Consider the following 17,890-nt stretch of genomic DNA (forward strand, 5'->3'; position numbering starts at 1 on the left):
TTTCTGTCGGTAAGTCGATATATTTTAATAATCGCTGATATATTTCGAAATGCGCCGATATATTTTCATTTCATAACAGCCTGGCCCAACTTTTATGAGAAAAGGTAGTGATATTATGTGGAAACGACAAATGATCCACACGAAACGTGGTACATTTGAACTCTTTACAAAAGGAGATGGCGAATCGCTTTGTATTACACATCACTATTCACAATTTAATGAAACTGGTGATTACTTTGCGGATGTTTTTACTGCTACGCATCGTGTATTTCTCATTAATTTACGAGACGCTGGTAACTCGTTAAAAGCCAATTCAGAAAAAGAATTAAGCATGATTGAAACAATCCACGACTTGGAAGCCATACGAGAAGCATTACAACTTCCAACATGGCATTTCGCTGGTCATTCAACAGGTGGTATGCTTGGACTTTTATATGCGATTACATATCCAAATTCCTTACAACCATTAGTCGTAGCAGGAGCTGCAGCAAGTAACTATACCGAAACACCATTTTGTATTTATCACCCAGCACATCCACAGTTTCATTATATGCAACAACTCATCGAAAACTTAAAAAGCCCTCACCTTACAGATGAAGAACGGAAAGAACTAGCTACTAAGAGAACAAAATTATCATTGTATAAACCAGAAAACTACAACTCTTATTTTGATAAGCCAATCAATAAAACAATGTCCATTAGCCGGATGAATGCTTTCGCCAATGAATATCCTTCATTTGATTTAAGAGAGAATTTACCTTCCATCCAAACAAAGACACTTATTATATGCGGAAGATATGATGTACAGTGCCCGATTCAATATTCTATCGAGATACATGATGGAATACGTAATTCTATCTTCATTCCATTCGAAAATAGCAACCATTATCCTTTTTTAGAAGAAGCTGCTCAGTTTACTTCTACTACTCAAACATTTTATAAATCGTTAGTACCATTATTATTAAGAAAACCTAAACACTGACAAAAAGCTCATAGCCTCTATACGACTATGAGCTTTTTTCAAAAGAAATATTTCACACTAAAAACAACTAAAAAAACAAAAGAAATAACCACTAAACCCACATCAAGTAATACCGACTTTTTATCTCTATCTTTTAAACTTACCTTAGAGCTAGAAATGCTTTTAATTACCCAAAAGATCGCAAAAAAGAACCAACCGAAATGATCATTCGTAGAATCTTCATCATAAAACATTTGTATTGCACCAATAATCAATAAGATAAGTACGATATTAGTTCCAATCTTTAAAGTCTTATTTGATTTATTATCTTTTAATATATCCCCCAACATATAGCTCGCTCCCTATGCTCTCCTCTGTTTTGTTTCTCTTTACATTTTAACATAAATTACCTATTCCTTCCTTTTCATTCGAATAACATACAAAAAACCTGCCAATTACTCGGCAGGTATATTACACGTTAAAACGATAACCAGCTCCCCATACTGTTTCAATATATTGCGGGTGAGCAGGATCTCTTTCAATTTTTTCACGTAGTTTTCTAATGTGAACAACAACAGTAGCTAAATCACCAGCTGAGTCTAGTCCCCAAATGCGTTCAAATAACTGTTCTTTATTTAATACTTGGTTTGGATGTGTTACAAAGAATGTTAATAAATCAAATTCCTTCGTTGTAAATGCCACTTCTTCATTGTTTATAAAAACTTTTCTCGCTCGTTGATCGATAGAAATTCCGTGAATATATAACGTATCACGTTGCTTACTTACATTTCCTAATAATCTTTCATAACGGGCAATATGCGCTTTTACTCTTGCGACTAATTCACTCGGGCTAAACGGTTTCGTTATATAATCATCCGCTCCTAATCCGAGTCCGCGAATTTTATCTATATCTTCTTTTTTTGCTGAAACAAGTAGAATCGGAATATCTTTTACAGCACGTATTTGTTTACAAATTTCGAATCCGTTCATTTTCGGAAGCATAATATCTAAAATAATTAAATCATAGTCTTCTTGCAAGGCTGTTTGTAAACCTATTTCTCCTGAATGCTCTACATCAACTTGGAAATCATTAATTTCTAAATAATCTCGCTGTAATTCTGCAATACTTACTTCATCTTCTATTAGTAAAATTCTTTTCAATTTACTCACCACATTCCTCTACTTTTTCCAATGAGAAGAAAATGCTTGTGCCTTTACCAAGCTCGCTTTCCGCCCAAATTTCCCCGCCATGTTCTTCAACAATTTGCTTCGCTATTGCTAAACCAAGTCCACTTCCACCTGTGCTAGAATTCCGCGATTGTTCTGCACGATAAAAACGTTCAAAGATATAAGGTAGCGTATCAGATTCTATACCTGATCCATTGTCCATCACTTTCACAATAACTTTATTATTATCACTCGATACTGTTACAGTAATTTTCTTCTCTTCTTTATCCATGTATTTCACACTATTATGAATTAAATTTGATATAACTCTATTGATCTTTTCGCAATCAGCCGTTACATATAATGGTGATGCATGTAATTGTAAGTTAACTTCTATACCTTCTTTACTTAAATCCATTTGCATCTCTTCGATTAACTCTTGCATAAACGTATTCAATTCAACCGTTTCAAACTGAAAGGGAACTCGATTCAAATCGAGCTTTGAGAATAAAAATAATTCATCAATAAGTGTATCCATATGTCTTGCTTTCGTATGGATAGTTGTTAAATACTTATCCATTTTTTCTGGCGTATTTGCTACCCCGTCCTTTATTCCTTCTACATATCCAATAATTGATGTAATCGGTGTTTTTAAGTCATGAGAGATGTTTGAAATAAGCTCTTTTCTATTTTCTTCATACTGTGTTTGCATCTCTATCGATTCTTTTAATCTCTTCCTCATTTCCTCAAATCCTTGATTTAATTGTCCTATTTCATCGTGTGATGTAACTGGTATTTGAAAATCTAAATTTCCTTCTTTAATTTTCTCCGTTGCGCCTTTCAATACAAAAATTGGTTTTATTACACTTCTTGAAACGAGGTAACTTAATAATCCAATGAGTAAAATGGCTAGTAGTAAGAGAGATACAAATAAGATTGGAAATAATTTTTGTGTAAGATCTACAAATGAACTTTGCTTTTTTAATACAAATATACTTCCCTCTTCTTCCTGAGGAAAATAAAAATCAAACTTTACATATCGATAAAATGTATCGCCTAGTTCCGTTGTACCACGACTATTAATATTTGCTGATTCAAATTTCGGAAGGGCTTCTTTTAAAGATACACTTTCAAATACGTTTGAAGCATATGAAAGTGTTTCTCCTTTTCTTACTACTATTTTCACACCCTCTTTTTCTATTGCTGAGACAAACGACTCATCTAACAATTGAGATTGATGCTGTTTAGCTGCTGACTTCAACTCAAGATAGGCATTCTCTTCTTCTGGTGTAAGCGGCTTTTGAATATAAGAACTTTTATAGAAATTTTTCACTGCTTCCAAGTCACCTGTTATCGAAAAAACGATTAAAAATCCCGCGACTAATATAAGCGTAATGGAAACGAGGATAACAGCAATATAAGAAAATAAAAACCTTGTTTTAATAGACATATCTTAAATCCTCACTTTATCAAACCTTATTATTTATAAGCATAAAAATATATGTTCAATTACTCAAGCGATTTTATAGTAATTTTAGCGTCAGTTTATAAAAATTTAATGTTCCTATTTTACAGTTGAAATTAGGAGGTTGAAATTCCATGTTCAAAAAAACATTCAGTATGATATGTTGCGTAATTTTTTTACAAGGATGCTCGCAAGAACAAGAAGTAAAAAAGGAGATGATAAACATGGAGACTGCACTACTAGCAGCCACTGAAAAAAATGAAACGAATACTGTTATATCTTTACTAAAACAAGGCGCAAATATAAATGCGACGGATAGTCAAGGACGCACCCCGCTTATGATTGCTACATACAAAAATGATGTAAAAACCGCAAAGGCACTTATCGAAGCTGGTGCTGACGTAAATATCCAAGATGACATGAAAAACAATCCCTTTCTATACGCCGGTGCGGAAGGTTACTTAGACATTTTAAAGCTAACAATTGATGCTGGTGCAGATCCTACGATTACAAATCGTTACGGCGGTACAGCTCTTATCCCAGCTTCAGAACATGGCTATATTGACGTTATAAAAGAACTCCTCACTCGAACAAATATTGATGTAAATCATGTAAATAACCTGGGATGGACAGCTTTAATGGAAGCCATCGTACTAAGTAACGGAAACGAAACACAGCAACAAGTCATTCGCCTTCTTATTGAGCACGGTGCAGATGTAAATATTCCAGACAATGATGGTGTTACCCCGTTAGAGCATGCTCGCGCTCATCACTTTGAGGAGATAGAGAAGATTTTGTTAGAAGGCCGTAAGTAAAAAGCTAATTTTTGCCTTCCTCCCCCACCCTATGCTACATTTAAGCCGTTATATCAATATGAATAGGGTGGGAATACATATGAACAAACCTAAAATTGGGATGATTGGACTTGGAAGTATTGCGCAAAAGGCCTATCTTCCAACACTTACAAAAGAAACTGATTGGAATTTTGTAGGGGCGTTTACACCTAACGCAGAGAAAAGAAAACAAGTTTGCCAGCAATACCGAATTCAAGACTTTCATTCTATTGAAATGTTAGCTTCGGAATGCGATGCAATCTTCGTTCATAGTTCAACTGCATCGCATTATGAAATCGTTTCTGAACTTCTAAAAAAAGGGATCGACGTTTATGTTGATAAACCGCTAGCAGATACAGTGGAACAAGCTGAGCAACTAGTCGAGTTGAGCGAGAAGTATAACCGAAAATTAATGGTCGGATTTAATCGCAGATTCGTTCCTATGTATGTCGCTGCCAAAGAACAGGCTAATGATATTTCATGGATTCGAATTGAAAAGCATCGTACAAATAAAGTCGGGCCATATACGTACGACTTCACTATGTTAGATGATTATTTACACATTGTAGATACCGCTCGCTGGTTAGCTAATGATGACCTTAACACCGTTCACAATATGATGCAAATCAATGAAAAGAATGAACTTCTTTACGGACATCATACATATACAACTCCAAGTGGACTGTTACTTTCTACTGCAATGCATCGCCATGCCGGTACAAATTTAGAACAAATTGAACTTGTAACGCCAGGGAAAATCATTCGCGTAAAAAATATGAATACATTTGAAATTGAACAGGAAAACTCAGTTTCACAAAGTGGTTCCCCATCATGGGATACGACGTTAAAACAACGTGGTTTTGAAGATGCTGTTCATCATTTTATTAAGTGTGTACAAGGCGATACAAAGCCTGTTGTAGATGGATTAGAAGGATTAAAAACGCAGCAAATGCTACAATCTTTACTAGATGATGTAAACAAAAATTAAAACGGATACATTTTTCAGAATTTACTTTCATTCCCATTCCCTCTTTATTTCTCTCGTAAATTTCTATAGAATATGTTGATAGGAATTATAAATTTCATAATGAATCGTGGAAAGGATGGGATTAACACATGTGGAACGAGTTTAAAAAATTCGCTTTCAAAGGGAATGTCGTTGATTTAGCTGTCGGGGTTGTAATCGGTGCTGCATTCGGTAAAATCGTTAGTTCTTTAGTAAAAGATATCATCACACCATTACTTGGTATGGTATTAGGTGGCGTTGACTTTACAAGTTTACACTTTGGATACGGTAAATCTGCTGTTATGTATGGTAACTTCATCCAAACAATTTTTGACTTCTTAATTATCGCAGCTTCTATCTTTATGTTTGTTAAAGTTTTCAACAAACTAACATCTAAAAAAGAAGAAGAAAAAGAGGAAGAAATTCCAGAACCAACAAAAGAAGAAGAACTTCTTGGCGAAATTCGCGACTTACTAAAACAGCAAAACTCTTCTAAAGATAGAGCATAATTGAACGGATAAAAAGGCATGTCCCCTCGGGACATGCCTTTTCTATATGCTATAACGTTTCCGAATTCATATGAATAAATAAAATAATACCAGCAACCATAAGTACCATAATGCTACCTGCAAATAGTGTAATACCAATAAACATTAAACTTGTGCTCATATCTACTGATACACTTTCAATAAAAATAGAAATTACATACGTGATAAGGGCAATTCCTGCAAGAATACTTCCTGGAACAAATCGCTTTAAACCATTTTGTTTTAACGTCATATATGCAAAAATAGCAGTCATACAAAGCGTAATTATCCAAAGAACGATCATCTCTTTTCCCCCCCTCACAAGCCTTTTCTTTCTATTATACATGACATTGCCCTATAATAGGTAAATTTGCACTTATGTGACATATAACAAGGAATAGTCCCACCTATAGCGAAGGCATTATAACATACACTTATACAATAAGGAGGCTTTCATTTGGAATATACTACTACATGTAAATTAGAGCTATCCGAACGATTCGATTATGTTACGATTGACTTAGACAAACAGTTTTTTTACATCGAAGTTGTAAATTTACAAAGTAATATAACTGTATTAAAAATATCAATTAACTTGCAAAAAGACGAAACGATGGTAGAGGGAAATACAATTCATTATGATACTTTTCACGTAGATGCATTATTACAAGGATTGAAATATGTTGCTCGAACATGTATTGATCATAATTTAAAAAAACAAAAGGAACTGTTCGCATTTCTAGAAGAAAATTAGCTCCAATAAAAAAATGGTTATTTTTTCTTTTTATTGATATAATTGTTATATAGAAATATTCTTTGTAAGGGAGTGTTCATAATGATTTGGATTTCACTAATTGTATTAGCTTATTTCATCATTCTCGTCCCAATACAGTACAACTACATTAAAATGCTCAAAGAAAAACAGAAAAAAATGAGTGTCTCACAAAACGAACTATATGACAACATGTCTTATGAAGAATCCCAAGTACATTACCATTATCAAAGTAACGTATTTACAATACCTGCTTCGCTTGTCGCAAGTATTATTTATAAAGTGAAACATGCTGCATAATATGTACGCTGTAAAATTATTATTTGAGTCCGTTCATTCTGATGAGCCTGATTCTATGAAAATTGATGAGCATTATGAAGAGAATCACGATACACTTTTTGAAGAAAGTATTATTCTTGTTAAAGCAAACAGTTTGGAAGAAGCTCATGCACTAGGTGAACAAATCGCTATACAGTCTGAGCATACGTACGATAATAAGTACGGCCAGCAAATAACATGGACGTTTCGAAAACTATTGCATGTGTTTGAATTAGACGATACCCCATTTGAAACCGGAAAAGAATTGTATGCAAGATTTTTACACGTTAAGAAAGACGAAATGGTAAATGCAGTCGTACAAAAATACTATCCTGAATACGAATAAAAGCTCACAGCAATCGCTGTGAGCTTTTTTATACTTACTTCGTTGAATCTCTAAATTGGATACGGTGAGGTAAGATAACAGTGTGATCTTCCACTTTTTCTTTGTTCATATACTTTGTTAATAGACGCATTGCTACTGCACCGATATCATACATCGGTTGAACAACTGTTGAAAGCTGCGGACGAACCATTAATGCAAGGCGTGTATTATCGAAACCAAGTACTTCTACGTCAGTTGGTACGTTTAATCCAGCGTCTTGTGCTGCATGGATTACACCTAGTGCCATTTCATCAGAAGATACGAAGATTGCTGTTGGCTTTTCATCATTGCTCCAAAGCTTTTCGAATGCTTCGATACCTGAGTCATATGTGTAATCTCCATCGATTACAAGATTTTCATCATATGAAATACCTGCTTCTTCTAAAGCTTTTTTATAACCTTGTAACTTCTTCGCGCTTCCCGCTTTATCAATGAAAGGACCAGAGACGAAACCGATACGTTTATGTCCTTGCTCGATAAAGTGCTTCATTGCATCATAAGCTGCTTGTGTATAATCAATATTTACTGATGGCGTTTCATTTTGCTCATCAAATGATGCTGCTAATACAATTGGTACTGGAGATTTTTTAAATTCTTCAATGTGAATGTCTGTAATATCTTCACCCATGAAAACAATTCCGTCCACTTGTTTTCCAAGCATCGTATTTAATAAATGGAACTCTTTCTCTTTGTTTTGGTCAGAGTTACTTAAAATGATGTTATATTTGTACATTGTTGCGATATCTTCAATTCCACGAGCTAGTTCTGCATAAAACGTATTTGAGATATCAGGAATAATAACACCTACTGTAGTTGTCTTCTTACTTGCTAGTCCACGTGCTACCGCATTTGGGCGGTATCCTAAACGATCAATTGCTTCTAATACTTTCTTTCTTGTTGTAGGCTTTACATTTGGGTTACCGTTCACAACGCGTGATACGGTAGCCATTGAAACGTTCGCTTCACGCGCTACATCATATATTGTTACGTTCATCTCATCGCACACTCCTTCTATTTTTGTTATCTATTTTTATGTATCGGTTACTTGAATGAAAAAAAGACATCAACTCTATTTGCAGATGCCACCAATCGTCCCGAGTTCTTCCTTTTACTAATGATACGATAAAAACGCAGGCTCATACAATATTTTCCCGCAAAAGTTTCGAAAAAATTCGCTTCTTTTCTCGTATTTTCGTATTTTTTATGAAAAAAGGGCATTTTTTGTAAAAAAATAGATGTTTCCTTAGTAGAAATCTTATTTTAAGCAGTACGATAGTAAATGAAATTTATATCGGCGATTTTTCGAATATATCGACTGTAACTCGAAATATATCAGCGATTTTCCAAATATATCGACCGCAACTCTAATTATATCAGCGATTTTTTAAATATATCAACTTACCAACAAAAATCGACAATGACAGTCGCTATACAATAGGAGAAAGCTGTTCCAAAATGCCTTTTTGGAACAGCTCATTAAAAGTTTTTATAATTTACTTCCAAATGATTTTAATTCATTCATAAAATCATTGAACTGCGGTATATTCATTTGTTGCGCTGCATCAGATAAAGCTACAGCTGGATCTGGATGTACTTCAGCCATAATTGCGTCTGCACCAATTGCCATCGCTGCTTTTGCAGTTGGTAAGAGAAGGTCACGTCGCCCTGTAGAATGCGTTACATCGACAACGACAGGTAAATGTGTTTCTTTCTTTAAAATCGGCACAGCGGAAATATCAAGCGTATTACGCGTCGCTCTTTCATACGTGCGAATACCTCGTTCACATAAAATAATGTTCCCATTTCCCTTTGCCATAATATATTCTGCCGCATTAATGAATTCTTCAATCGTTGCTGATAGACCACGTTTTAATAATACTGGTTTATTTACAGCACCAGCTGCCCTTAGCAAATCAAAGTTTTGCATATTGCGAGCGCCAATTTGAATAACATCAACGTAATCTAATGACATCTCAATATCATTCGGATTTAAAATTTCACTAATAACAGCCAAATCATATTCATCTGCTACCTGGCGCAAAATTTGTAATCCCTCTAATCCAAGACCTTGAAAATCATACGGTGAAGTACGTGGTTTGAACGCACCACCACGCATTAATTTCAGACCTTGTCCTTTCATTGCTTCAGCAACTTGACGTACTTGTTCATAACTTTCCACTGCACACGGTCCCATAATAAAATGCTGATTTCCGTCACCAATTTTTTCACCATTAATTTCAACAATCGTATCTTCTGTTTTTTTCTTACGAGAAACAAGTAATGCTTTACGATGATCGTCTTCTTGTAATTCTAAACCAGCTTGAAAAATTTGTTTGAAAATATGTTGTAAAGTCGAAGTTTCAAATGGACCATTATTATTCTCTGCAATTAAATCCAGCATATTTCTTTCACGTACAGGATCAAAACGTTTCACACCTTGTACTTCTTTTAAATTACCAACTTCTTGTACGAGACGACCTCTTTTGTTTAGTAACTCTAATATTTGTAAATTAAGTTGATCAATTTCAGAACGTAAACGACCTAATTGTTGTGATGCCATAAGAAAGCCACCTCTTTCAAATTCCTATATGTTACTTTTTTAAGATAATTTATTATAGCTGATACATATACGATTGTCACACGATATACAGCAAGGAATTACTATCAAAAAACATTATATATTTTCATTTAAAATAAAAAAAAGACAGTTTACATACTGTCTTTTTTTACAAGAAGGAAACAAACGGTTTATCACTGTTTTTCTCTTTTATAATAACGGCCTCAATTTTACTCTCAGACTTGATCTGTAATTGTACTTTCGCATCTTTAGGCAACTTGTCTAACATGCCTTGAGCAGCCAATTGGGTAAGAGCCATTAATTCTGTTTTACCGTTATATTTAATAACAATATTCATATTTAATGTATCCATTTGATCTTTCTTATAAGAAACTTTAGCGTTGACTGGAATAAAATCTCCATTAGAAAAACCTTTTATTTCCTTAGCAAAGTTATTTATTTTTGTATTATCTTCTCCATGTGCTTGTGTAAATTCATCAGAAGGATATGAATACGACTTTTCATCAATTGTACTCCAATTTCCAAGGTTCGTATCATTCTTTTGAACAGTAGCACTAGCAATATACGTACCATTTTTTAAAGAACTAGTACTTTCTTGCTTAAAGATAGCAAACGTAATTGGAGATTTGTTATACTTATCATTTTTGTTAATAGCTTCAATAAGTTGTTTAGCAACTTCAGTCCCTTTAGACATAGCCTCTTCATTCGATACACTTGAAGACATAGCTAAGCCAATCATAACACCAGATAAACTTAATTCATTTGAATTCTGTTTTCCGAAATAGTCTTGTTCTATAATATTCGTCAAAACTGGCGCTTCTACTTTCGCAACTAGTTCATCAATTAGTTTCTCTGGAATATACTGGTTCAATTGCAGTACGTGACTCTCTGTATCAAATTGTTGCGTTGCAATATTTATTAAACCATTTTCATACTCTGCTAAATCTAATTTAGAATTTGTTTTTATATTAGCTGTATTAATAACCTTTTGTTCTTTTAAAGGAATAACAGTTCTATAATAATCTTTAGAAACAGCAGTTCTCGGAATCATACTTTTTTCTTTTGTATCTTTTTGTATAACTTCATCCTTCTTACTAATCGTATTACTATTGTTACTACAAGCTCCCAGTAATAAACTTACGACTGCGAAGGATAATGCCATTTTCTTCATTACTTAAAACCTACTTTCAACAATCTAGTTATTTAGTTTGAACTATTAATAGTGTACCACTAAATATATTTCAACAAAAACAAAAAAAAGAAGCAAGCACCTTTAGCTTGCTTCTTTTTACTTTATATTCTCTTCTAAAGCATCTTTTTTAATATTCCAATGAGATGTATTCCATACTACCATCCCATCTTTTATGTATAACACTTGCGGTGATTCATGTCTAATACTGTATTGTTCTGCAACACGATTTGACACATCTCTCGCATCTTGTACGTATAAGTAATACGCTGGTACTTCTCTTTCTTCGCTGCAATACGCTTGAAATTCTGTGTATGCACCGTGACTAATTGGGCATGTCGTACTGTGTTTAAAAAGAACATACGGCTCGTTCTTTTCTACTAAGACTTCAAGCTCTTCAATTGTTTCAAGTTTTGTCATATTCATCACGATTCACCTCTCATACGAAATCTAGAGCGTTTCTCTTTCTTTTCAGCTTTTTTCTCAATTCTTTCTAATTTACGCTCTTCTTTTTCAACCTTCTTCTCTTGTCTCGACGCACGGTAATGATTGTATACTTCAATCGCCGCACTGCTCCACTGTACAACTTGCGCTACTTTATCAGCGTTATTTTCAATTTCGTCCGTTACAGAGTCTGATACATTACGAAGCTTCGTATTTAAAGATTGGATTGTCGTTCCAATCCCATCTACACCCGCTACCACTTTATTTAATGACTGTGACTTCTGTTGAATATCATCAGCTAATGCATTCGTTTTATGTAATAATTGCTCTGTCTCTACGCTAATTCCTTGCATTTGTTTTTCTAAACCTTCTAACGTGCTTGCAACGTTTTCTAACGTCTTCTGAACCGATAACAACGTTCTGCATACATACACTACTAATACTGCGAAAGCAACCGCGATAATAGCCGCACTTACATATAAAAGAACTTGCATTTCATCACTTCCTTTATCTTTTTCATACTTTCCCCTATTATACAATCATTTTCCGTTTCATTCTAATCCCTATCTCATCATTAGAATTTTCATACTTATTCGTTAACTGTAACATAAATCATTCAACAAATTCCACTAAGTAGGTTACAATAGGAGAGGATACATAATTAGTAGGGAGGCTTTACATATGAAAGATCCACGTATTGAAAAGTTAGCATACAATTTAATTAACTACTCTATCCGCTTACAAAAAGGTGAAAAAGTATTAATTGAAAACTTTGGCTTACAAAAAGAACTTGTAACTGCACTTGTAAAAGAAGCATATGCAGCTGGTGGTTTCCCATTCGTCTCTTTAAAAGATCATCAAGTAGATCGCTCTTTATTAATGGGTGCTACTGAAGAACATTTCGAACAAATCGCTGCATATGAAGCAAGCGTAATGAAAGACATGGACGCTTATATCGGCCTTCGCTCTGGCGATAATATTAATGAACAAGCTGACGTTCCAAGTGAGCGTATGAAAGTTCATGGCCAAACAGTTGGTAAAAAAGTTCATAGAGACATTCGCGTTCCAAAAACACGCTGGGTTGTTCTTCGCTACCCAAATGCTTCTATGGCACAGCTTGCTAAAATGAGTACAGAAGCTTTCGAAGACTTCTACTTTGAAGTATGTAACTTAGACTACGGTAAAATGGATAAGGCGATGGACAGCCTTGTTACATTAATGAATAAAACAGATAAAGTTCGTTTAACTGGTCCTGGAACTGACTTAACATTCTCTATTAAAGACATTCCAGCAATTAAATGCTCAGGTCATTTAAACATTCCAGACGGTGAAGTATACTCTGCACCAGTTCGTGATTCTGTTAACGGTACAGTTTCTTACAACACACCATCTCCTTACAACGGTTATACATTTGAAAATGTACAACTTAAGTTCGAGAACGGCCAAATCGTTGAAGCAACTGCAAACGATTCAGAACGCATTAACAAAATCTTCGATACAGACGAAGGCGCACGCTACGTTGGTGAGTTCGCAATCGGCGTAAACCCATACATCTTACATCCAATGGGAGACATCCTATTCGATGAAAAAATCGATGGCAGCTTCCACTTCACTCCTGGACAAGCTTACGACGATGCATGGAACGGTAACAACTCGAACATCCATTGGGACTTAGTATGCATCCAACGCCCTGAATACGGCGGCGGCGAAATTTACTTCGACGACGTACTAATCCGTAAAGACGGGCGCTTCGTTGTACCTGAATTAGAAGCTTTAAACCCAGAGAACTTAAAATAATGAAAAACGCTCGGAATTTTCGCCGAGCGTTTTTTATTTCTTCCCTGCCATTTCTATTTTCACATGTGGATTTTCTTTCTCTATAAGCGCCAAGAATTCATCCATATTTTGCGGCATCGCAACCATATGTACTTTATATGCATTCGTCGTAATTTCAAGAGACTTTCCGACCTGACGTATAATTCTTACATCTTTTAATACAATATCATCATTTAAAATACCGTACTTTAATACGCCATTTTCTACTTTATGTTTTTTAATAAATACTTCCCAAACGAGTGGTACATTTACAATGAAGCATAAACCCATCCCGATCAACGCTGACATCCAATGCGCTTTATTAGTGAAAAGCATGACAATTGGATATATAAACATAAAAACTAACGTAAGACAAACGAAAATGACTACTGACTTACTTCTTTGAATTGGAAAGTTCATACCTACACCCTCTATTCCAAATTATACCACTATTTCCATTTTGGTTCATAGAAAAAGGCCATTTCTAAATGACCTTTTACACAATGTACCTATAAAATTTCTTATCTACCTGTAGCACCGGAAAGTTTTTCGGCAACTCGTCTATACTCACACTTTGAAAACCATTCTTTTCATAAAAACGATGTGCTGCTAAAAATTTCACTGTCGTTCCTAAGTAAATATCTTTCAGCTTTTTATTCTTAGCCCACGAAATTGCTGTTTGAAGCAACATATGTGATGCGCCCCATTCTTTTCCGCGAAACTCTTTCTTCACGAACATTTTTCTTAGCGCTACTTGATGATTCTCAATATCTAATAAAGCTACTGTTCCAACTACTTTACCATCATAAATTGCTACCCAAAAGTTTCCGTGATCCTTTTGATAGAATGTTTCTATTTCAAGTAAATCAGGTTGCTCTTCTTTCGTAATGGAAACATTATACTCTTTTTGCTGAATATGAACGATAAGATCTACTACTTCCTCTTGAAACGTACTTTCATATGGAACAATACGAATCTTCTCGTTCATCGAATCTCTTTCCATTCTGAAGCTAGTAAACTATATACAGCGATATCATGAAAATGATCATATAGCCATTCTTCATCTCGTAAAATACCATCTAACTTAAATCCTAAACGTTCTGGAATTGCGCGGCTCTTTGCATTTCCAACACCGCAACGAATTTCAATTTTATTCAGCTTTAAATTTTCAAATGCATAGTGAAGTACAGCCTTTACGCTACGCGTCATAATACCTTTCCCGCCAGCATCTTCTGCAAGATAATATCCAAGACTCGTCGCTTTCTTCCCCCAGCTCACCGGATGAATGCCTACCATCCCAACGAGCTTTCCTTTGTAACGTATACCACTTTCAAAACCGTCTCCCTCTGCAAACTTCTTTAACCACATCGGAAAAATTTCATCATAAGCATCAGCAGATTTTGTCCCATCTACCCAAGGGAGCCATTTTCGTAAATGATTACGGTTTTGATCTAATAATTGATATAATTCCTCTTTATGATGTTTTTCTAGTAATTGTAGTTCGATTTCGTCATCTACTCGGAGTGTGAACATGTTTTTTAGTCCCCTTTTTAGTTTTCTTATTATTCTAACATTTACATTTCAAAACGCGTACCAATATATCAACGATTTTTGAAATATATCGAACACAACTCCATATATATCGACGTTTCAACATTAATGCACAACCACGACAACATAAAAAAGACGCACAGCCAAGCTATGCGTCTTTCCTATTACTTCTCTGCAACTTGAACTTCTTTTACGTAAGCCGCTTCGAATTTTTGGATGTCACCTGCGCCCATGAAAATTAGAACACCGTTTTTATGTTTCTTTAATACATCCGTTGTTGTATCTGTAATTAATTCTGCACCGTCAATACGCTTTTGCAGATCTTCGATTGTTAATTCACCTTTGTTTTCACGTGCTGATCCGAAAATATCACATAAGTATACTTGGTCAGCTTTGCTTAGGCTTTCTGCGAACTCATCTAAGAACTTTTCTGTACGTGAGAATGTATGTGGCTGGAATACAGCGACAATTTCACGCTCTGGATGTTTTTGACGAGCAGCTTCAATCGTTGCATTAATCTCTGTCGGATGGTGTGCGTAGTCATCGATGATTACTTGCTCTCCCATCGGCTTTTCATTAAAGCGACGTTTTACGCCTTCAAAAGTTGTTAATTGATGTTTTACTGCTTCTACATCAACATTTTCATAATGGCAAAGCGCGATTACTGCTAACGCATTTAATACGCTGTGATTGCCGTATCCTGTAATTTTGAACGTATCATAGTACGTGTTACGAACGAATACATCAAATATCGTACCATCTGTTCTCTTTTGAATGTTGCGTGCTTGGAAATCATTATCTTCTCCAAATCCATAGAAAATAACAGGTACTTTCGCTTGAATTTTTTGAAGTTCTTCATCATCTCCACATGCAATAATGCCTTTTTTCACTTGCAATGCCATCTCTTGGAATGCACTGAATACATCATTGATGTCTGCAAAATAATCTGGATGATCAAAATCAATATTCGTCATAATTGCATAGTCTGGATTATAAGACAAGAAATGACGACGATACTCACAAGCTTCAAATACAAAATACTTACTATTTTCTACCCCATGCCCTGTTCCATCTCCAATAAGGTAAGATGTTGGGTGTGCACCTTGCATTACATGGGCTAACAAACCTGTTGTTGATGTTTTTCCGTGTGCACCAGTTACAGCAACACTTGTGTATTGGCTCATCAGGTCACCTAAGAAATGATGGTAACGATGGACTGGGATGTTTAATTCTTTTGCTGCTACGATTTCTTCATGCGTATCAGGAAATGCATTTCCTGCAATAATCACTTGTCCTTCTTCTACATTATTCTTATCAAAAGGAAGGATCGAGATACTACGCTTTTCCAACGCTGTTTGTGTAAAGAAACGCTTTTCATAATCAGACCCTTGAACAGTATGCTTCATATCATGAAGAATTTGCGCTAATGAACTCATTCCTGTTCCTTTAATTCCTACAAAATGGTAAACTGTCATCTTAAAGAACCTCCAACATTTCGAACTAATACAACGGCCTATCTATAAGACAGTATATGAATCTTTTCTTATTTTGGTAATCATCATACATTTTTGATGTAGTGAAGTTATTCTTTCCCTTCACTTATCAGGATAAACTCGTACGTACTTCTTTATATGTCCATAATAAGTCCATTATAGCAAAAAAGAAGCCGCTATACTATGATAACAGAAAAACTGATAGGGTCAATCACCTATCAGTTTTTCTCTCTTTTACATCTCTTCTCTTTTTTCTAATTGAACACGCTCTAAACGTGGGTTTGGACGATATTTACGACCAGCTTTTGCTTCTGGTTTCCCATTTAGTTCTACATTATCACCAGTAAAGCCAATATTCATTTTTAATAAGCTACTTCCTACCCCGTATATGTCAACAGGTACGTTTTGAGCTTCAAATTCACGAATACGCTTCTCATCAAATCCACCAGTTACAACGATGTCTACATGCTGGAATCCTTCTTCATCAAGTGCTTTACGAAGTGCGAATACAAGCGATGGGTTTACACCACGTGGATCGAATGTTCCAAGTACTTCTGGGTGGCGAATAAAGTATTGATCAATCATCGTGCGGGACGTATCTACACGTACACCTTTTAATGTTGATCCAAATTCACGCGCTACGCGAAGTGCATCTGTAATGACATCATTGTTGTAATCAATTAATACAACTAATTCATCTTCTGGGAATTTCTTATGATATGCTTTTGCCGCTTCCACAACATCACCATTAAACATTTGAATTAATGCGTGAGGCATCGTCCCCATACCACTTTTGCCCCACCATTCATTCATCGCATGCGTCGCTTGTGCGCTCATACCTCCGATGTATGCTGCATAACCGTCACCAGCTTGTTGTGTATAATGATCATCACGGTCTCCCATGAAAATAACTGGTTTTTCTTTATCTACGCTACGCGCAGCTTGGACAACGTTATATACGTTTGTCGCAACCGATGTACGACGAGCTAAAATCCCATCAATGACACCTTCTAAAAATCCGAAATTTTCATAAGGACCATGAATTGTTAACACTGTTTCAAATGGACTAATTTTATCGCCATCTTTTAAAGAGTTAATCTCAAGTTCCTCAGGATTTTTAGCGAATGTTTGTAGCAATGCAATTACTTCATCCGTTCCGCAAAGAACTGCATTTTCCTTTTGGAAAAATTGCATCGTTACAACACTTTTCGGGCGAAATTCTTCGATGATTTCTCTAGTCTTTAAAAAGTAAACGGCAGAGAACCACCCTTCTCCAACACGTTCGTCAAATTTAAATGTTTTATTTGTTAGTCTATTTATTTCACCTTTTAATTTTAATTCAATTTCTTTCATGTCGCTTTACTCCCTACTTTACTATCCAACATT

General features: G+C 35.2%; 22 protein-coding genes. 8 read left to right on the forward strand and 14 right to left on the reverse strand.

Annotated elements, in window-relative coordinates:
• Nucleotides 1–94 precede the first annotated feature (94 nt).
• On the forward strand, nt 95–982 hold the full coding sequence (locus tag ACTFP3_RS16740) for an alpha/beta fold hydrolase (protein ID WP_440010851.1): 888 nt from the start codon (nt 95–97) through the stop codon (nt 980–982).
• Nucleotides 983–1,020: 38 nt separating this feature from the next.
• Here the strand turns inward: ACTFP3_RS16740 and ACTFP3_RS16745 are convergent, their stop codons facing one another.
• The 3 genes from ACTFP3_RS16745 to ACTFP3_RS16755 all read right to left on the reverse strand — a co-directional run bounded on the left by ACTFP3_RS16745 (nt 1,021) and on the right by ACTFP3_RS16755 (nt 3,578).
• The gene (locus ACTFP3_RS16745) at nt 1,021–1,311 is read right to left on the reverse strand and encodes a hypothetical protein (RefSeq protein WP_000900161.1); all 291 of its coding nucleotides are present in this window, start codon (nt 1,309–1,311) and stop codon (nt 1,021–1,023) included.
• Between the two features lie 121 nt (nt 1,312–1,432).
• Nucleotides 1,433–2,122, reverse strand: coding sequence for a response regulator transcription factor (locus ACTFP3_RS16750; protein WP_001986686.1), 690 nt, complete (start codon nt 2,120–2,122; stop codon nt 1,433–1,435).
• Between the two features lies 1 nt (nt 2,123).
• Nucleotides 2,124–3,578, reverse strand: coding sequence for a sensor histidine kinase (locus tag ACTFP3_RS16755; protein ID WP_017674374.1), 1,455 nt, complete (start codon nt 3,576–3,578; stop codon nt 2,124–2,126).
• A 149-nt stretch (nt 3,579–3,727) separates the two neighbouring features.
• Here ACTFP3_RS16755 and ACTFP3_RS16760 point away from each other — a divergent pair, with 149 nt between their 5' ends.
• The 3 genes from ACTFP3_RS16760 to mscL all read left to right on the forward strand — a co-directional run bounded on the left by ACTFP3_RS16760 (nt 3,728) and on the right by mscL (nt 5,941).
• Nucleotides 3,728–4,408 (forward strand): ankyrin repeat domain-containing protein, encoded by a 681-nt coding sequence (locus tag ACTFP3_RS16760; RefSeq protein ID WP_000474110.1) that lies wholly within the window; start codon nt 3,728–3,730, stop codon nt 4,406–4,408.
• Between the two features lie 79 nt (nt 4,409–4,487).
• Nucleotides 4,488–5,414 carry a Gfo/Idh/MocA family protein gene (locus ACTFP3_RS16765; protein ID WP_440010853.1) on the forward strand — a complete coding sequence of 309 codons (927 nt, stop codon included), beginning with the start codon at nt 4,488–4,490 and terminating at the stop codon, nt 5,412–5,414.
• Between the two features lie 128 nt (nt 5,415–5,542).
• On the forward strand, nt 5,543–5,941 hold the full coding sequence (gene mscL / locus ACTFP3_RS16770) for a large conductance mechanosensitive channel protein MscL (protein WP_000267011.1): 399 nt from the start codon (nt 5,543–5,545) through the stop codon (nt 5,939–5,941).
• Nucleotides 5,942–5,990: 49 nt separating this feature from the next.
• Here the strand turns inward: mscL and ACTFP3_RS16775 are convergent, their stop codons facing one another.
• Nucleotides 5,991–6,263 (reverse strand): DUF3917 domain-containing protein, encoded by a 273-nt coding sequence (locus ACTFP3_RS16775; RefSeq protein WP_000636589.1) that lies wholly within the window; start codon nt 6,261–6,263, stop codon nt 5,991–5,993.
• 153 nt (nt 6,264–6,416) lie between these two features.
• On the opposite strand from ACTFP3_RS16775, the gene dhp61 reads away from it, so the two are divergent.
• The 3 genes from dhp61 to ACTFP3_RS16790 all read left to right on the forward strand — a co-directional run bounded on the left by dhp61 (nt 6,417) and on the right by ACTFP3_RS16790 (nt 7,395).
• A complete protein-coding gene (gene dhp61, locus ACTFP3_RS16780; protein ID WP_440010855.1) occupies nt 6,417–6,713 on the forward strand; it encodes a protein Dhp61 in 297 nt (98 codons plus the stop codon).
• 81 nt (nt 6,714–6,794) lie between these two features.
• Entirely contained in the window at nt 6,795–7,031 is a 237-nt protein-coding gene (locus tag ACTFP3_RS16785) for a DUF3949 domain-containing protein (RefSeq protein WP_000637902.1), read from the forward strand.
• A 1-nt stretch (nt 7,032) separates the two neighbouring features.
• A complete protein-coding gene (locus ACTFP3_RS16790; RefSeq protein ID WP_326036142.1) occupies nt 7,033–7,395 on the forward strand; it encodes a DUF4288 domain-containing protein in 363 nt (120 codons plus the stop codon).
• 34 nt (nt 7,396–7,429) lie between these two features.
• Here ACTFP3_RS16790 and ccpA read toward each other — a convergent pair whose 3' ends face one another.
• The 5 genes from ccpA to ACTFP3_RS16815 form a co-directional block, all read right to left on the reverse strand.
• Nucleotides 7,430–8,428 carry a catabolite control protein A gene (gene ccpA / locus ACTFP3_RS16795; protein ID WP_001103297.1) on the reverse strand — a complete coding sequence of 333 codons (999 nt, stop codon included), beginning with the start codon at nt 8,426–8,428 and terminating at the stop codon, nt 7,430–7,432.
• A gap of 492 nt (nt 8,429–8,920) precedes the next feature.
• Entirely contained in the window at nt 8,921–9,994 is a 1,074-nt protein-coding gene (locus ACTFP3_RS16800; RefSeq protein WP_000168214.1) for a bifunctional 3-deoxy-7-phosphoheptulonate synthase/chorismate mutase, read from the reverse strand.
• A gap of 166 nt (nt 9,995–10,160) precedes the next feature.
• Nucleotides 10,161–11,183, reverse strand: a complete 1,023-nt coding sequence (locus tag ACTFP3_RS16805) for a CamS family sex pheromone protein (protein WP_000738025.1) — start codon at nt 11,181–11,183, stop codon at nt 10,161–10,163.
• A 117-nt stretch (nt 11,184–11,300) separates the two neighbouring features.
• Complete coding sequence (gene ytxJ, locus ACTFP3_RS16810; protein WP_001057469.1) at nt 11,301–11,627, reverse strand: bacillithiol system redox-active protein YtxJ; 327 nt, start codon at nt 11,625–11,627, stop codon at nt 11,301–11,303.
• Nucleotides 11,627–12,139, reverse strand: coding sequence for a DUF948 domain-containing protein (locus ACTFP3_RS16815; RefSeq protein WP_001197720.1), 513 nt, complete (start codon nt 12,137–12,139; stop codon nt 11,627–11,629). Before ACTFP3_RS16815 ends, ytxJ begins: the two co-directional genes overlap by 1 nt.
• Nucleotides 12,140–12,326: 187 nt before the next feature.
• On the opposite strand from ACTFP3_RS16815, the gene ACTFP3_RS16820 reads away from it, so the two are divergent.
• Entirely contained in the window at nt 12,327–13,442 is a 1,116-nt protein-coding gene (locus ACTFP3_RS16820) for an aminopeptidase (protein WP_000654729.1), read from the forward strand.
• A 33-nt stretch (nt 13,443–13,475) separates the two neighbouring features.
• Here the strand turns inward: ACTFP3_RS16820 and ACTFP3_RS16825 are convergent, their stop codons facing one another.
• The 5 genes from ACTFP3_RS16825 to ACTFP3_RS16845 all read right to left on the reverse strand — a co-directional run bounded on the left by ACTFP3_RS16825 (nt 13,476) and on the right by ACTFP3_RS16845 (nt 17,857).
• The gene (locus tag ACTFP3_RS16825) at nt 13,476–13,880 is read right to left on the reverse strand and encodes a PH domain-containing protein (protein WP_001010642.1); all 405 of its coding nucleotides are present in this window, start codon (nt 13,878–13,880) and stop codon (nt 13,476–13,478) included.
• Between the two features lie 76 nt (nt 13,881–13,956).
• Entirely contained in the window at nt 13,957–14,448 is a 492-nt protein-coding gene (locus ACTFP3_RS16830; protein WP_326036143.1) for a GNAT family N-acetyltransferase, read from the reverse strand.
• On the reverse strand, nt 14,445–14,993 hold the full coding sequence (locus tag ACTFP3_RS16835; protein ID WP_000494681.1) for a GNAT family N-acetyltransferase: 549 nt from the start codon (nt 14,991–14,993) through the stop codon (nt 14,445–14,447). Before ACTFP3_RS16835 ends, ACTFP3_RS16830 begins: the two co-directional genes overlap by 4 nt.
• Before the next feature lie 182 nt (nt 14,994–15,175).
• Nucleotides 15,176–16,486 (reverse strand): UDP-N-acetylmuramate--L-alanine ligase, encoded by a 1,311-nt coding sequence (murC, locus tag ACTFP3_RS16840; protein ID WP_000219468.1) that lies wholly within the window; start codon nt 16,484–16,486, stop codon nt 15,176–15,178.
• 252 nt (nt 16,487–16,738) lie between these two features.
• Nucleotides 16,739–17,857: a nicotinate phosphoribosyltransferase gene (locus tag ACTFP3_RS16845; protein WP_000658370.1), complete on the reverse strand. Its 1,119-nt coding sequence runs from the start codon at nt 17,855–17,857 to the stop codon at nt 16,739–16,741.
• Nucleotides 17,858–17,890 lie beyond the last annotated feature (33 nt).

This window comes from Bacillus cereus group sp. MYBK5-2, assembly GCF_051915685.1.
Lineage (GTDB): Bacteria > Bacillota > Bacilli > Bacillales > Bacillaceae_G > Bacillus_A > Bacillus_A cereus.

What these genes read in the sequence shown, in the direction of transcription:
- ACTFP3_RS16740 (WP_440010851.1), top strand. Translation starts at nt 95, where the DNA reads ATGAGAAAAGGTAGTGATATTATGTGGAAACGACAAATGATCCACACG.
- ACTFP3_RS16745 (WP_000900161.1), bottom strand. Translation starts at nt 1,311, where the DNA reads ATGTTGGGGGATATATTAAAAGATAATAAATCAAATAAGACTTTAAAG.
- ACTFP3_RS16755 (WP_017674374.1), bottom strand. Translation starts at nt 3,578, where the DNA reads ATGTCTATTAAAACAAGGTTTTTATTTTCTTATATTGCTGTTATCCTC.
- ACTFP3_RS16760 (WP_000474110.1), top strand. Translation starts at nt 3,728, where the DNA reads ATGTTCAAAAAAACATTCAGTATGATATGTTGCGTAATTTTTTTACAA.
- ACTFP3_RS16765 (WP_440010853.1), top strand. Translation starts at nt 4,488, where the DNA reads ATGAACAAACCTAAAATTGGGATGATTGGACTTGGAAGTATTGCGCAA.
- mscL (WP_000267011.1), top strand. Translation starts at nt 5,543, where the DNA reads ATGTGGAACGAGTTTAAAAAATTCGCTTTCAAAGGGAATGTCGTTGAT.
- ACTFP3_RS16775 (WP_000636589.1), bottom strand. Translation starts at nt 6,263, where the DNA reads ATGATCGTTCTTTGGATAATTACGCTTTGTATGACTGCTATTTTTGCA.
- ACTFP3_RS16785 (WP_000637902.1), top strand. Translation starts at nt 6,795, where the DNA reads ATGATTTGGATTTCACTAATTGTATTAGCTTATTTCATCATTCTCGTC.
- ACTFP3_RS16790 (WP_326036142.1), top strand. Translation starts at nt 7,033, where the DNA reads ATGTACGCTGTAAAATTATTATTTGAGTCCGTTCATTCTGATGAGCCT.
- ccpA (WP_001103297.1), bottom strand. Translation starts at nt 8,428, where the DNA reads ATGAACGTAACAATATATGATGTAGCGCGTGAAGCGAACGTTTCAATG.
- ACTFP3_RS16800 (WP_000168214.1), bottom strand. Translation starts at nt 9,994, where the DNA reads ATGGCATCACAACAATTAGGTCGTTTACGTTCTGAAATTGATCAACTT.
- ACTFP3_RS16805 (WP_000738025.1), bottom strand. Translation starts at nt 11,183, where the DNA reads ATGAAGAAAATGGCATTATCCTTCGCAGTCGTAAGTTTATTACTGGGA.
- ytxJ (WP_001057469.1), bottom strand. Translation starts at nt 11,627, where the DNA reads ATGAATATGACAAAACTTGAAACAATTGAAGAGCTTGAAGTCTTAGTA.
- ACTFP3_RS16815 (WP_001197720.1), bottom strand. Translation starts at nt 12,139, where the DNA reads ATGCAAGTTCTTTTATATGTAAGTGCGGCTATTATCGCGGTTGCTTTC.
- ACTFP3_RS16820 (WP_000654729.1), top strand. Translation starts at nt 12,327, where the DNA reads ATGAAAGATCCACGTATTGAAAAGTTAGCATACAATTTAATTAACTAC.
- ACTFP3_RS16825 (WP_001010642.1), bottom strand. Translation starts at nt 13,880, where the DNA reads ATGAACTTTCCAATTCAAAGAAGTAAGTCAGTAGTCATTTTCGTTTGT.
- ACTFP3_RS16830 (WP_326036143.1), bottom strand. Translation starts at nt 14,448, where the DNA reads ATGAACGAGAAGATTCGTATTGTTCCATATGAAAGTACGTTTCAAGAG.
- ACTFP3_RS16835 (WP_000494681.1), bottom strand. Translation starts at nt 14,993, where the DNA reads ATGTTCACACTCCGAGTAGATGACGAAATCGAACTACAATTACTAGAA.
- murC (WP_000219468.1), bottom strand. Translation starts at nt 16,486, where the DNA reads ATGACAGTTTACCATTTTGTAGGAATTAAAGGAACAGGAATGAGTTCA.
- ACTFP3_RS16845 (WP_000658370.1), bottom strand. Translation starts at nt 17,857, where the DNA reads ATGAAAGAAATTGAATTAAAATTAAAAGGTGAAATAAATAGACTAACA.